At 56.6% G+C, this 13976-nt stretch carries 14 protein-coding genes and 1 tRNA gene; 8 read left to right on the top strand and 7 right to left on the bottom strand.

Annotated elements, in window-relative coordinates; genetic code table 11:
• Window positions 1–23: 23 nt before the first annotated feature.
• The 3 genes from MHY24_RS08625 to secA2 form a co-directional block, all read right to left on the bottom strand.
• Window positions 24–770, bottom strand: a complete 747-nt coding sequence (locus MHY24_RS08625) for a MerR family transcriptional regulator (RefSeq protein ID WP_239229756.1) — start codon at window positions 768–770, stop codon at window positions 24–26.
• Between the two features lie 98 nt (window positions 771–868).
• A complete protein-coding gene (odhI, locus tag MHY24_RS08620; protein ID WP_005324732.1) occupies window positions 869–1303 on the bottom strand; it encodes an oxoglutarate dehydrogenase inhibitor Odhl in 435 nt (144 codons plus the stop codon).
• An 85-nt stretch (window positions 1304–1388) separates the two neighbouring features.
• Window positions 1389–3680, bottom strand: a complete 2292-nt coding sequence (secA2, locus tag MHY24_RS08615; RefSeq protein WP_239229754.1) for an accessory Sec system translocase SecA2 — start codon at window positions 3678–3680, stop codon at window positions 1389–1391.
• Window positions 3681–3767: 87 nt separating this feature from the next.
• Between secA2 and MHY24_RS08610 the strand changes: the two genes are divergently transcribed.
• From MHY24_RS08610 to MHY24_RS08600, 3 genes are all read left to right on the top strand, one after another.
• Window positions 3768–4925: a S9 family peptidase gene (locus MHY24_RS08610; RefSeq protein ID WP_239229752.1), complete on the top strand. Its 1158-nt coding sequence runs from the start codon at window positions 3768–3770 to the stop codon at window positions 4923–4925.
• The gene (locus MHY24_RS08605; RefSeq protein ID WP_239229750.1) at window positions 4925–5314 is read left to right on the top strand and encodes a YchJ family protein; all 390 of its coding nucleotides are present in this window, start codon (window positions 4925–4927) and stop codon (window positions 5312–5314) included. The genes MHY24_RS08610 and MHY24_RS08605 overlap by 1 nt, the downstream gene beginning before the upstream one ends.
• A 71-nt stretch (window positions 5315–5385) precedes the next feature.
• Window positions 5386–5459: transfer RNA gene (locus MHY24_RS08600), tRNA-Pro, on the top strand.
• Window positions 5460–5509: 50 nt separating this feature from the next.
• Here MHY24_RS08600 and MHY24_RS08595 read toward each other — a convergent pair.
• Window positions 5510–6082, bottom strand: a complete 573-nt coding sequence (locus tag MHY24_RS08595; protein WP_204609135.1) for a cadmium resistance transporter — start codon at window positions 6080–6082, stop codon at window positions 5510–5512.
• Window positions 6083–6173: 91 nt separating this feature from the next.
• Between MHY24_RS08595 and MHY24_RS08590 the strand changes: the two genes are divergently transcribed.
• Genes MHY24_RS08590 through MHY24_RS08575 form a run of 4 tightly spaced genes read left to right on the top strand, consistent with a single transcriptional unit; the run spans window position 6174 to window position 9674 of the window.
• Entirely contained in the window at window positions 6174–7097 is a 924-nt protein-coding gene (locus MHY24_RS08590) for an ABC transporter ATP-binding protein (RefSeq protein WP_239229740.1), read from the top strand.
• A gap of 39 nt (window positions 7098–7136) precedes the next feature.
• The gene (locus MHY24_RS08585; protein WP_239229737.1) at window positions 7137–7928 is read left to right on the top strand and encodes an ABC transporter permease; all 792 of its coding nucleotides are present in this window, start codon (window positions 7137–7139) and stop codon (window positions 7926–7928) included.
• A complete protein-coding gene (locus MHY24_RS08580; RefSeq protein WP_239229734.1) occupies window positions 7928–9073 on the top strand; it encodes a sensor histidine kinase in 1146 nt (381 codons plus the stop codon). Before MHY24_RS08585 ends, MHY24_RS08580 begins: the two co-directional genes overlap by 1 nt.
• Window positions 9066–9674: a response regulator transcription factor gene (locus tag MHY24_RS08575; RefSeq protein WP_239229731.1), complete on the top strand. Its 609-nt coding sequence runs from the start codon at window positions 9066–9068 to the stop codon at window positions 9672–9674. The genes MHY24_RS08580 and MHY24_RS08575 overlap by 8 nt, the downstream gene beginning before the upstream one ends.
• Window positions 9675–9713: 39 nt before the next feature.
• Here MHY24_RS08575 and MHY24_RS08570 read toward each other — a convergent pair whose 3' ends face one another.
• Window positions 9714–11096: a hypothetical protein gene (locus MHY24_RS08570; RefSeq protein WP_239229719.1), complete on the bottom strand. Its 1383-nt coding sequence runs from the start codon at window positions 11094–11096 to the stop codon at window positions 9714–9716.
• Between the two features lie 204 nt (window positions 11097–11300).
• Complete coding sequence (locus tag MHY24_RS08565) at window positions 11301–11474, bottom strand: antitoxin (RefSeq protein WP_204609146.1); 174 nt, start codon at window positions 11472–11474, stop codon at window positions 11301–11303.
• Between the two features lie 337 nt (window positions 11475–11811).
• Between MHY24_RS08565 and MHY24_RS08560 the strand changes: the two genes are divergently transcribed.
• Window positions 11812–13071 (top strand): site-specific DNA-methyltransferase, encoded by a 1260-nt coding sequence (locus MHY24_RS08560; RefSeq protein WP_204609148.1) that lies wholly within the window; start codon window positions 11812–11814, stop codon window positions 13069–13071.
• On the opposite strand, the gene MHY24_RS08555 is transcribed toward MHY24_RS08560, so the two are convergent.
• Window positions 13068–13805 carry a PHB depolymerase family esterase gene (locus MHY24_RS08555; protein WP_239229716.1) on the bottom strand — a complete coding sequence of 246 codons (738 nt, stop codon included), beginning with the start codon at window positions 13803–13805 and terminating at the stop codon, window positions 13068–13070. The two genes, MHY24_RS08560 and MHY24_RS08555, sit on opposite strands and share 4 nt — an antisense overlap.
• Between the last annotated feature and the right edge of the window lie 171 nt (window positions 13806–13976).

Raw genomic sequence — 13976 nt, 5'->3', positions numbered from 1 at the left:
ACAAAGACGGGAGCGCGTGTGTATTAGGAGTGGTATTCGTCGCGCAGATCCGACTTCACCAGAGTTGCGTGCAAGGACACCACGAGCGCGGTCATTTGCTGGGAGATTTCCTCCGCCTTCTGATGCGCGGTATCAGAGTTTGAGTGCGCCACTGGAGCTGCCGCCTGGGAGATCAAATCAGCCTGACGGCGGGCGTTATTGCGTAGGGACTTGAGTTCACGGGCGCCAAAACCAAATGCCTTAAGCGCCACTGCGGCAGAGGCAATGGCTACGTCGTCGGTATTGAAAAAGCCTGCGGCATCCGGGCGGATGAGGCCAAATTTAACCAGGGAGGCTACATCATCTTCGGTGGCACTAGCTTGGGTAGCTACCTCTACATCGGTCAGGCGGGTGACCACAGGGGCCTTAAACTGCTGCGGCGAGAGCAGGGTTTCCGCATTTCCTGCGGAAACAATGGCGGTCACCTGGCCGGAATCCATGGCTTCTAGCTGCTCACGGATAACCTTCAGCGGCGTATAGTTATCGCGCTGAGTGGTGAGAATATACCGCAGTCGATCTACGTCTTCTTGGGTGAAGCGGCGGTAGCCCGAGGCCGTGCGCTGTGGACTGATGAGCCCTTCAGATTCGAGGAAGCGAATCTTGGACACCGTGACGTCTGGGAATTGCTGATTCAGCGTTTCCAAAACCACGCCAATGGACATGGTCTTTGGCTTCTTAGCTTTAGGGCTGGTGCGGCGTACTGCTGCGGCCGAAGAATCTGCTGCGCTCACTGTGTCTATCTCTTAGGGGTACTGAAAGTTCTTATCGTGCCATAAGTAGACTACACCGCCCCTCCTGATAAGGAAGCGCGGCTAGTCTACGTAAAAAATTAGCTCTGGTTAGCGATGAAAACCAAGCGGAACTTGCCAATCTGGATTTCGTCTCCCACCTCGAGCACCTGGGAGTTGCGGGGCTCGCGGTTCACGTAGGTTCCGTTCAGGGATCCCACATCAACTACCTCAAACTTGCCGTCATCATTCTTGCGAAACTCCGCGTGGCGGCGGGACACCGTAACGTCATCGAGGAAGATATCTGCCTCGGGGTGGCGGCCGGCGGTAGTAGTCGCCTGATCCAGCAAGAAGCGGGCACCCGCGTTCGGGCCACGCTTGACCACGAGGAGAGCCTGACCTTCCGCCAGGTTGTCGGTGCCGGCAGCGGTAGCATCATTGCCATTCGCGCCGTTTTCCATCTCCTTGAGCAGGTCTGCGCGGAATACAGATGTGGTCTCTACCTGTGGTTCCGGGGTTCCGGTGTTCTCGCTCATTGTTACCTCCGGGGATTAGTTACGAGTTACTTATAACAATACTAGCGACTCATGTGAGTCCGTGACCCCTTCGCGGGGAATTATTTCACCGGAAAATATTTCCGATGCCGCTCAGCACGGAATTTCCCTTACCCGCAAGGGGGTTATCGGACACCATGTAGGTCCATGTAGCACTCGGACGAGCGAGGCCGGCGTCATCGAGGTGTGCCCCAGCGGCGTCGATAAGCACTGTGCGGAAAGTCTCCACAGACTTGTCGACGGCCCTCTGAGCCAAGTCCTTAAACTCCCTCACCGCAATGCGGTGGTACTCGTCGATTGGCGTCTCACGTGCGATGGCCCGCAGGTGGATCGACTCGCGCACATCGTCCATGAGCTCCAGGTGGTCGGCCCAGGCTAAGTCCAAATGATAGAGCATGATCTCACGCGCGGCCTTGATGCGAGCTTCCTCCGGAACCTCTGTTAGCTCTGCTGCGCGCTCCGGAGCGCGCTCGGATAGTTCCTGCCAGGCTTGATCAGTATCCAACAGCTTGGCTCGGCGCTCATCAATAATGATGCGCTGATCAGCTAGGAGCTGGTTATACTTCCAGGTCTGGGCATGAATTTCGAGCAGTTGGCCCTCGGTAACGCGCTGGCAGTGCGCTACAAAGTCGCTCACTCGCTTGGATTCAATGCGCCCGTCTTCTGCCGGTTGGGCACGCACAGTCTCGCCGTCGCCGCCTTGCTGGACTACATCGTCTTCGAGGGAGACGAAGAATAAGGACAGGCCCGGATCACCTTGCCGGCCTGCACGGCCGCGCAACTGGTTATCCAAGCGGGCGGTGCGGTGACGGGAGGTACCGATAACCGCCAAGCCGCCCAGTTCCGCTACTGCATCGTGGTCAACTTCGTGAGCACCGCCCAGCTTAATATCGGTGCCGCGTCCGGCCATCTGGGTAGAGACGGTAACGCGTCCAATATCGCCGGCCTCGGCGACGATCTCTGCCTCCTGCTCATCATTTTTAGCGTTGAGCACATTGACATCGATGCCCCGCTCGCGGAGAGCATCCGCCAGATCTTCCGACTCGGCAACATCCTGCGTGCCCACCAAGATGGGCTGGCCCGTGGCGTGAATGGTGGCAATTTCCTCCACGATGGCGGCGGATTTATCATCGACGGTCGCAAAAATGCGGTCTTGCTCATCAAAGCGCTGCAGCGGCTTATTGCGGTCGATCACGGATACATGAAGATCATAGAACTGCCGCAACTGATCGGTCGCCTCCACCGCGGTACCAGTCATGCCGCACACAAGTGGATAACGCCGCATAAGTTCTTGCAGCGTGATGGTGTCGAGGATGCGTCCGCCTTCGGAAACCTCTAGGCCTTCCTTGGCTTCTACTGCCGCTTGGAGTCCGTCGGGCCAGCGTTGGAGGTCGGCAACGCGGCCCCGGGAGGCGTCGATAAGCTGCAGCTTGCCATCCACCACGATGTAGTGGATGTCTCGGATAAGCAGGGCCTTGGCGTGCAGGGCGAGGTTGACCTTCACCAAAATGGTGCCGATATTCTCCTCCGAATAGAGCGAATCAATGCCCAATTCCTGCTCTACGCGGCGGGCACCAGTCTCGGTCAGCTGAACGGTGCGTCCGTCCTCAGAGATGGAGTAGTCCAGCTTCTCGCGCAGGCGGGATACCACATTGGTGATGTGCCCGGTGGGTGCTTCACCTGGCCGATTACCGGCCAGCACTAGGGGCACAAGGGCCTCATCCACTAGGACGGAATCGGCTTCATCCACGAGGGCAACGTCGCCGGCGGCCTGCACCGTGTGGGAGCGGTCGGTAATTTGGTTATCGCGGAGCAGATCAAAGCCCAGCTCGTTGACCGGTGCGTAGATAATATCCTGCGCATAGGCAGCGCGGCGCTCGTCCGGTGTCATGCCCTCCGTCACCGAGGCAACGCTTAAGCCAAAGAACTCCACAACAGGCCGCATCCATTCGGCGTCTCGGGCGGCGAGATAGTTATTGACGGTGACAACGTGGACGCGTTTGCCAGTCAACGCGAAACCTGTAGCCGCCATGGCTCCCACTAAAGTCTTGCCTTCGCCGGTTGCCATCTGGATGACGTCTCCGGTGAGCAGGCGCAGGACTGCCTGGGATTGCACGTTGAAGGGATTCATGCCCAAGGTGCGCTCGCACGCTACGGCCAGGGCCGCGAGGAACTGCGCCTTATCGGCGATCTCGCCGCCTTTCACGGCATCGCGTGCGGCTTGGGCTACAGCTGTGTCGTCCTGCTGGCCCAATGCCCGTGCCGCTTCATCGGCTGAACCCACGATGGCCTTGGATTTCTTATCGTTACGCTCGCTTTGCGAGCCCATTGCCTTCCAGAACCAATCGAACGCGCCCATACCTCATCCTCCTTATTTGGATTGCTCCTATCGACTGTAGTCAACCTGGTATGGCTTGCGGGTAAGAGGCCCGTTATTCTAGTTCTCATGCAATCCGTCAACGTTAAGCTGCCTTCGAGCCGGGGTACCGAGATGGCCGGAACCATCGACTTCCCGGACTCTCCCCCGATCGCCTACGCCATCTTTGCCCATTGCTTCGCCGGCTCCCGCCACACTCCCGGTGCTGCCCGCACCGCGAAGCAGCTCACCGAGTTCGGCATCGCCACTTTGCGTTTCGATTTTCCCGGCCTTGGCCAGTCCGCCGGTGAATTTGGCGATACTACTTTTAGCCAGAATATTGACGATATCCATGCCGCTGCCGCCTGGCTAACGGAGAACTACTCTGCCCCACAATTGCTCATGGGCCACTCGTTAGGTGGCGCCGCTGCGTTGAAGGCGGCCACCACCATGAAGTCACTTAAGGCGGTAGCCACCATTGGCGCTCCCTTTGATCCTGCCCACTCCGTGCTGCACTATGCGGACAAGATCGGCGAGGTCGACGCCAACGGCGAGGTGGAAGTCATCCTCGGCGGCCGCGGCCTTATCATTTCCCGCAAGTTCCTCGAGGACTTGGCGGATACTAACCCCGAGGAATACCTGCCCAAGCTCCGCAAGCCGCTGATGGTATTGCACTCGCCCATTGACCAGACGGTGGGTATTGACAATGCGCAAAATATCTTCCTGCTCACGCGCTACCCCAAGTCCTTGGTTTCTTTGGACAAGACCGATCACCTTCTCACCAAGCAGGGCACGGCCGCCCGCGCTGCGGATCTCATCGGTGCATGGGCCGAGCAGTTCATCGTTCCTGATTACCGCCCGGAGGAAGTAGGAACCGACGCCGCCGTTGCGCAGCCGGCCACCGGCACCAAATTCGGCGTGGTCGTCCGCCACAATGACCATAGCCTCAGTGCCGACCGCACGAAGAAGAATGGCGGCAAGGGTAAGGGCTTTACCGCAGAGGGCCTTATTATGTCCGCCCTGGCTACGGCCACTACCCAAGCAGTCAAGGATGCCGGAAAGAGGCTTGCGCTTGACGACGTCCACGTGAGCATCACCCAAACCGGCCCCGCCAGCTTTGAGCGCCGCATCGAGCTTAAAGGGAACCTGTCTGCATCAGAAGAATCCACGCTGCGATCCGCCGCGAAGGACACCGACGTTGAGCGCATGCTCGGCAACGTCACCATCGTAGACGTGGACACCCACTAATGGCTGCCTTCGAGTCCTCGCGCCGCTGCCCGTGCGGCACCGGCCTGACCTACGGAGAGTGCTGCGGCAAGTACCATGCCGGCACCAATGCCCCCACCGCGGAGGCGCTCATGCGCTCGCGTTTTAGCGCGTTCGTTACTGGCGACGAAGACTATCTGCTCCGTACGTGGGATCCCGATACTCGCCCTGCAACCCTTGACTTGGCTGATTCCCCCGTCCGGTTTTATCGCCTCGATATCCTGGATACCCAAGCAGGCGGATTGCTCGATAGTTCCGGCGTAGTGGAGTTTGAGGCCTTTTATAAAGGCGCGGCCGTTGGCTCACAACGCGAGCGGTCGTCCTTTCGCCGCGTGGGCGGTTCCTGGGTGTACTCCAGCGGCGAGTTTTAGCGCAGGTTACACCCCAAATTTCACAGTAGAATCCTACTGATGTAATCTAGACAGGTCGCACAGTTCGACGGCGGGCTATGGCGCAGTTTGGTAGCGCACTACACTGGGGGTGTAGGGGTCGCAGGTTCAAATCCTGTTAGCCCGACAAAAAGTTCAGCCGGCACCGTGAAGGTGCCGGCTTTTTCTATTCTGCTTTTACACCGCAAGCAAGATCGCAATTCCTAACAGAATTAAAACCGCTGGAAACAGTACGCTTTCCCACTTTTCCAGTGCTTCTGCAATGCCCGGCCGCGTGGCTACAAACCGCGCTGCCCACACTAAGGGCGCCACGAGGATTACGAAGACCACGCAATAAGTCGCAACCTCAGCCGGCGTAGAGGTGGTAAACACTGGTACATAGACGCCGATATTGTCGCCACCGTTGGCAAAGGTCACCCCGGCTACCGCAAGTGCGCTCAGCCTCTTACCCGAAACATCCTCATCGTCATCCTCACCCCGGAATGCTTGCCACGCTGCCCATAGGCCTAGAAGCAATGGAATGAGGCCAAAGTAGCGAATCAATTCCTCAGGTAATACGGCATTGAAGCCCAATCCGACAATGGCTGAGGCCGCTAGTATGCCGAGAAAACCCACATACTGACCTAGCAGAATCGCGGGCGTCGTGCCCTTGCGACCAGCACCACGGGCGAAGAAGAGGGACAACACCACAATGTCATCGATGTTGGTGGCCACGAATAGTCCAGCGGCTGCTGCGAGAGTAGTAAGCACTCTCCTACCTTATCGCGCCATGACACTTGTCATGAAAATGTAATGACAGGGCCTATACATCATTCTTGCTGGCTACGGATACTTTCCAGGTATGAGCACTTTAAGCCCATCTACTGCACAGCCGCCAGCCATCGACGTATCCGGAGTAAGCAAATCCTTTGCTAGTAAATCCTCCAGACCTATCCGTGCGCTCAGCGATATTTCCTTCAGCATCGCCCAAGGCGAGATCGTAGGCCTACTAGGCACCAATGGAGCAGGTAAAACCACCCTATTTGATCTCATCCTCGGGCTCACCACACCCACCTCCGGCAACATTTCCGTGCTCGGACACACACCGCACGCTGCGATCCGCGCGGCACAGATTGGCGCTGTGCTGCAAACCGGTGGCCTGCTACCTGAGCTCACAGTCCTGGACACCCTGAAGATGATTTCCTCTACCTTTCCCCATCCCCTTCCCATCGGAGAAGTTGCCAAACAAGCAAACCTAGACCGGATCCTGCACCGCCCAGTAGGAAAATGCTCTGGTGGCGAGCAACAACGTGTGCGATTCGCCCTCGCTATTTTGGGCAATCCCCAAATCCTATTGCTCGATGAGCCAACAGCTGGCATGGATGCTCAAGCGCGCCACGAGTTCTGGTCCACCATGCACAGACAAGCAGACCAGGGACGCACCATTGTCTTCGCTACGCACTACCTCGAAGAGGCAGACAATTTTGCAGAAAGGATAATTCTCCTACACGAAGGAAACCTGCGAGCCGATGCAAAGGCCACAGAACTGCGCGAACATTCAGGCAAGCGCATAGTCGAGGCGAAGTTCGACGGCACACCTTTAAATGCGAAAGAGCTACCCACCGTCGCCGAGATTTCCTTGTCTGGCGGCTACGCCCGGATGACCACCAGTAACTCCGATGTACTTGCGAAATTCCTTCTCAACCACACCTCAGCCCATGACCTGACTATTCGCAAACACTCCTTAGAGGACGCATTTCTTGCTTTGACAGCATCCCAGTCCTAACCCGTCACTCCGTTGGCCACTTCGTGAAAGGAACATGCCATGACCACACAAGCTGCAACGACCAGTGCGCGCACTCTCCGGTTTGCCACTCACAACCTGCTGCGCCTTCGTCGCAACCTTAGTCCGCTGTTTTTCAGCACCATCTTGCCGGTGTTTTTCTACCTTCTCTTTGGCACCATGATGGATTTTGGCGATACCTCCTTTAAGGGAGGAAACTTCGCCGCCTTAGAGATGATCAGCATGGCTCTTTACGGCGGCGTGGCAGGTTCCGTGTCTGCCGCTGGCTCCGCCGTGACCGCTGCGAAGACTGGGTGGGCGCGTCAATTAGCACTTACTCCCCTACACGCACGGCAGATTCTGTGGGCAAACCTCATATCAATCGGCTTTCAGGCACTGCTCCCCATAACCGCGGTGTTTATCACCGGTGCCATGACACAAGCTGCAATGCAACCACACCAATGGGTTTTAGCCTTTATCGCCTGCGTCCTAGTTTCCATTCCCTTTGGCTTTTATGGCTTGGTGTGGGCCATGGCTTTGCCCACCGACAATTCTGTCGCAATCGCCTCGACCTCCGTTGTCCTCTTCCTCTTTGCCGCCAATGTATTCACTCCACTTACCGAGCCGCTGATGGAATTGGGCCGCTTCACTCCCCTCTTTGGCCCGGTCGTGCTCGCCCAGTGGCCCCTTGCAGAAGGCATGCAGATTCTCAACGGGGAGGAAGGCACCGTGTCGCACCCCATGTGGGCCGCATGGTTAAACTTCGCGGTATGGACGACCATCTTTCTCACAGCTTGCCAGGTCCTGCGCTCTCGCGACAAGGCGCGCCGCTAATGGGCCCCTTTCGCAAGCCGTGGCGCGGTTTTAGACTCAACAGCGCTCTTTTTGCCAGCGTATGGTTGGTCTTCCTCATTCCCGGGTTGGTGATGACCTTTGCCGCGCCGGGCACGGCGCTCACTGAACGAATTGGGGCTTCTGCGTGCGTTTTAGCGTTTAGTGCTGTCTACTTCTTTTCTTTTGGCGCAGTGGGCTACTACCCACGCGGATGGCGGTTAGGACAGCGGATCGGGCTTTACTGGGTGTCACTCGCGGCCATCGCAGCGATATCAATTGGTTTCTTCGGGATAATAGCCGTCACGTATGTGCCTTACCTTGCGGCGCTGCTCGGCTTTAACCTTCCGCTACGACGAGCATTAACGCTTACCCTGCTAATGGGGACCGTGCTCGCCACCACCACGTGGTTCTTCGCTCCTGAAGGCACCGGCTGGGCCCTGATAATCCTCTTCGCCTGGCCGATACTACTAGTGCTGTTAGGTACATTTTCCCAGCGCGAAGATAGCCGCGCTGAATTGGAACATGAATTGGACTTGGCACGCCAACGCGAGGACATCGCTACCGATGTTCACGATCTCTTGGGCCACTCTTTAACCGTTATCAACCTCAAATCAGAGCTTGCCCGCCGGCTAATAGATTCGGATCCGCAACGGGCGCAGCAGGAGCTCCAGGAGGTGAGCACGCTTTCTCGGAGAGGCTTGGCGGAAGTCCGCTCCACAGTAACCCGGATGCGCAGGCCTACTTTTGAAGGGGAAATCCACGCGGCTCACAGGGCTCTCGACACTGCCGGCATTGTGTCGTACTTGCCCTCTGCTGCCAATAGCGCTGGGCTTTACGACGCCGAATTTTCCTGGGCTCTGCGAGAGCTGATCACAAACGTGGTCCGCCACTCGGGTGCAGCGCACTGTTGGGTCCAGGTGACAGGCCACCAACTCCAAGTGGTGGACGATGGCTGCGGGTTTGACGCTGACGAAAGTCTTTCTCGTGCCCACGGTGGGATTGCCGGTTTGCGCAAGCGCATAACAGATGCTGGCGGACAGCTGCTCTTTGCGCGCCGCAATGGCTGCACTTTGGCCTTGGTTACTATGAATGGCGACACGGATTTTCTTCCTCTTACTACCGCCGGAGGCTCGGGCAATGACTAATCCCATCCGAGTTCTCATTGCTGAGGACCAATCATTGGTGCGTGGGGCGCTAGTTGCCCTCTTGGACGCAGAGCCAGATATCAGCGTTGTGGCTGAGTGCGCAACGGGCGTGGAGGTTGCGGGGTTCGTCGCCAAGCATGGCGTCGACGTTGCGCTACTTGATATCGAAATGCCCGGTAAAAGCGGTCTTGATGCGGCCGCTGAGCTTGAGGGCACGGGTTGCCGCAGCCTGATTGTCACGACCTTTGGGCGCAGTGGCTACGTCAAACGTGCTTTGGAAACGGGCGTAGCTGGCTTCGTAGTCAAGGACACCCCACCCGAACAACTTGCCGAAGCCATTAGGCGAGTGCACGCCGGTCTAAAGGTCATTGACCCTGCACTGGCCCAAGAGACAATTTTCACGCCCGACAATCCACTAACCGCACGCGAAAAGGAGGTCACACGTCATGTCTTGGAGGGCAGCGACACCCGCCAGATTGCCGGGCAACTTCACCTGAGCACTGGCACAGTGCGCAATATTGTCTCTTCCCTTATCGCCAAGACAGGAACTGGGAACCGCTTTGAGGCAGCAACTACGGCACATGCCCGGGGATGGATATAGAAAGGGGATCCCGCTGCGGCCCCTCTATTGCTTGGTTTCCTATTCTGGCTTTTTTAGCTCAAGGACATTGACCATGCCCTGAAGAACCACGTCCATCACCTTGGAAGCTAGGTTGAAGTAGAAATCAGCCGAGTGATAGCGCAGGGCTCCTACGGTACTCAACTGCGAGAGACCGTGGATGGAAGCCCACAGCGCCGCAATCTGGGTAAAGAGAATCCATGGCGATCGTGGCCCATTCGACTCAGAAATAGCATCGCGCACCAGATTCATGATGAAGGTAAAGGCCTTACCCATATCGAATGGCTGCTCAGTATCGCCGGACTCATCGAAAGAGACGGGGACAATCGAGCGGCTTGATGCCTCAATGAGGGCGACAAAGCCGACGGGGTCTTCCAGCGCAAACTCCAAATATCCGAAGCCGGTTGCCTTAATATAAGCCAACCCGTGGGATCCTTCCGGCACGGCCTGGTTCTGGCGCATGATCGCTAGCGTATTAGCTTCATCCAAAGACTCTTCCAAAGAACGCAGCAGGTGAGAATTACCATCGAAGAGATGCTCCGCATCTGCCAAATCTACGCCTGCTCGTGCAGCAGCAGAGCCGAGATGCAAGCTAGGAAGACCATTATAGGCAATCTCTTCGGCCGCGCCACGGAAGATGGCTGCACGCTTTTCCTCAGCCGTAGTCTTTGGCATGTCCTTGGCTGCTGTAGTAAGCGGTTCCGCTGGCTCTCCAACGAGTGCTAGCGGTTCAAAGGGCGCAATCTTCCCGTCACGCAGGCTATCTTCCAGCCCGGAGAATAAAGTCTCAATGCAAGCATTGAAGGTCTGCTTCTTCGCCGTGGGCGAGAGGTGACGCATAATGCCGAACGTGGCCAAGTGGGTAATACCCTGCAGCTCAGACAGGAAAGTAAGGGCTTGGATCACTACCAAGCGGTGATCAATATCGCCGCGTGCTGCAATGGCGGCTTCCCGCATGTGCTCAAGCATCCAGCGGAAGGTGGGCGGGAAGGCATCAAAGCTTTTCCCCTCCTCGATGCCTTCCTCAAAGTTGGGAAAGCTCGTTGCCGTCTCGCAGTTGTTATAGGCGGCGAAGTAAGTGGGGTTTTCAACAGCCCAGTTGAAGTAGACCTTTGCAGACTCGCGAAGTTTTTGAATCGCGGTCGCGTCATCCGGCAATTTATCGAGTGCATCGTAGGCCGCTACTCGGAGACGTTCATCCAAGAACCGGCTAGTCTGAATGTAAAGATCGTGGTCATCTTCAAAGAAAGACTTAGCTTCATGGACTGGAACAGCGATCTTCTCCGCCACAGCACAAACCTTTAAGGCGTCGCGCCCACCCTTAGCTAGGATCCGGGCACCCTGCTCCAGCAACCGCTGCTTAGTGGAGCCCGCATGGGAAACGGTGCCTTCAAGATTGTTCACAAATATAATCCTAGCGACTTCATGCAGAATTGCTTGGGATACGTTCACTTTATAAGTTGAGTCACCCACGAAAAGGTGGGAGCGCCAATATAGACCTTTGCCAGCTTTATGCCGCTGGTCTTTATATAGCTTTGGCCCCCTGCCCTTGCGGGCCGGGGGCCAAAATAGAAAGTAGGCATTCGCCCTTTAAACGGGCGACGCTATTTACTCGTTACCGAGCTTGTCGTCAGCTGCGTCACGAGCCTTGTCGATCTGATCTGCCTTGTCCTCGCCCAGCTTGCCCTTAGCTGCGTCAGCTGCCTTGTCCAGGCCCTTGTCGCTGAGCTCTTCGCCCTTGTCGGAGTTCAGTGCGTCCTTTGCCTTATCGAAGATACCCATGTGGTTATCCTTTCTTCTAGTTCTAGCTTTATCTAAAAGCTGCCGTGTCCGGCAACACACCCCAACGTACCGACACTTGAGCCAACATGCCACCGAAAAGTCTCTTTGGCCACTAGACCAAATTAGTTTTGCCGCCCCGCAGCGCGATTGTTCTCAGGGGACATCCAGACACCCCCACAACCTATCGAGCGCCCAATAAGGGCTGCTGCTTTAGCCCTACCCTAGCGAAGTATAAGCAAAATCAGGGTGCACATTTTTGCTGCAGGCCAATTTTCCTCAGTCTTGCAAATGATAGCGTTAGACGGTATCGACGATTTACCAACAAAGGCTTCGCACCATGGCTTCAACTATCCCAGCGCCACCGTCCACTTCGGAAACGGCCACGGAATTCTTTGGCTTAGTATGGCCGGGCAAAGAGGCTGCCCGAGCAGCCGCCAGCGCGCCGCTGACGCAACGTTTCACGCGTGATACTGCGCTCAGCACAGCCTGCGACACGGACAACGCGATTATTGCGGCAGATAATCTTCCGGTTCTGCAAGGGCTCGCCAACCGCGGGGAACTCTTTGACGTCATCTATATCGACCCGCCTTATAATACCGGCAAAGACTTCGTCTACCGCGATAACTATCGTTTGCGCCGCCAGATGCGTTCCGGAAGCTATGCAGAATGGCACTCGCAATGGCTGTCGATGATGCTTCCCCGACTCATCTTGGCCCGAGACGTACTTTCCGCACAAGGTTTCATTTTTGTCTCCATTGGAGAAGACGAAGTGGCCAATACGCGCAAGGTACTCGATGAAGTTTTTGGAGAGGAGTGCTTTGGCGGCCAATTGATTTGGAAGAAGGCAGGAACCGGCAAGAATGATTCTAAGTACGCAGTGGTAGAGCACGAATATATTCTGTGCTACTCCCGTACTCCCGATAATCCTGGATTCAATGTCGATCTCCAAGGCCATACTTCCACCAAATACAACCATGAGGACGACAAAGGGAAGTACTCCTTGGTGCGTTTGGACTCTAAGACCCTTGGGTACCTTCCCTCCCTCGACTTCCCTATCACCGGGCCCGATGGCAAGGAATATTGGCCGGACCAGCCGGTGGGAAAAGAAAAAGTCGCCCGTTGGCGCTGGGGCCGAGATAAGGTTGAACAGCGCTTCGACGAGCTCGTCTTCCGACGAGGTTTTGTCTATACCAAGAACTATCAAAAGGTGGGAGCGCGCCCACGCTCTATCTTGGACGGGGAGCGCTTTGGGGTGACCCGCACTGGCCGGCGCGATGCTGAAGACGTCATGGGGCTAGAGGGCGTTTTCGAGTTTCCCAAACCGGTGCGCTTAATTAAGCACCTCATTTCCATTGCGGGTGGAAAGGATGCGCGCGTCCTTGACTTTTTTGCGGGCTCCGGCACCACTGCACAGGCGGTAGTGGAACTCAATAACGACGATGGGGGCGCTCGGTCTTTTCACCTTGTGCAAATTCCAGAGCCAACCTCCCCGCGTAGCGCCGCTCATCGCGCGGGCTTTTCTACCATTGCAGATATTTGCATTGAAAGGGTGCGCAAGGTTCCAGGCGCATCCTTTCAGGTCTATAGACAAGACTAAGTCTGTGCGGTACCAGACGGGCGACCGGGAATGCCGAAGAAGTCTAGGACGCGATCGGTAGCGAAGAATTTACCTACTTCATTGTGCGCATCTGCTGTACCACCAGGCCATACGTGTGAGCCTCCGGCGATACGGATATGTTCAAGCGGTGCGGTACAGCCGCTCCACTTCATATCGAGTGCATTGTTGACTAAACGGGTCGTATCGACCTTGGTAGAGCAACCATTTCGTTTACGGTCTTGTTCCAGCACGGATTCCACGGAGTAGTACTTGGTCTTATGGCGCGTTCCACCGTAGTAACCCACCACGGGGTCCACGGTGCCGTGAATATCCAATCGCCCCACGGGCGAATGAGCACAGTCTTTAAGAATATCTTTGTAGTAGGCGGCGGAAACTGTAGCCACAGACTTAAAAACATCGGGCATCTGACAGGCCAGGTAGGCGGCAAACCCGCCGCCGTTTGACATGCCGGTGGCAAAGATTCGGGAGTCATCTACCCGGTACGTTGCTCGAACGGCATCAATGATGTCGCGAACAAATTTTTTGTCTTCTGCTGTTGACGTCTTGGCATAGGGAGCAGGGCTCCATGCCTTCTTTTTGCCTTCCGCGAAAACGGTGATGGCATCAGCGGCGTCGAGGCGGGAATAGCCGCGGAGATTCTCGGCAGATTGTCCCCAGCCTGGAAAGGCCAGGACGATGGGCCACTTTTTATCCCCCGTGTAGTCCTTGGGCACGCTGAGGATAAAGGAGCGCCCCGAGGGCAGATTAACGGTGGTATAGCTTCCTGGCTCGGGTCCGCTCAGCGGTGCGGAGGTTGGAATCCCTAGGTTTTTCGTCTCAGTTGGGACTGCTGGGGGCGCGGAGTCGGGCGAATCGGGCGAACATGATGCGCCGGCAACCGCAAG

Origin of the sequence: Corynebacterium sp. ACRPQ (genome assembly GCF_022347225.1) — a bacterium.
GTDB classification, from domain to species: Bacteria; Actinomycetota; Actinomycetes; order Mycobacteriales; family Mycobacteriaceae; genus Corynebacterium; species Corynebacterium tuberculostearicum_D.
Note: the sequence above shows the minus strand (reverse complement) of the source record. Positions and strands in the feature narration are given on the sequence as shown.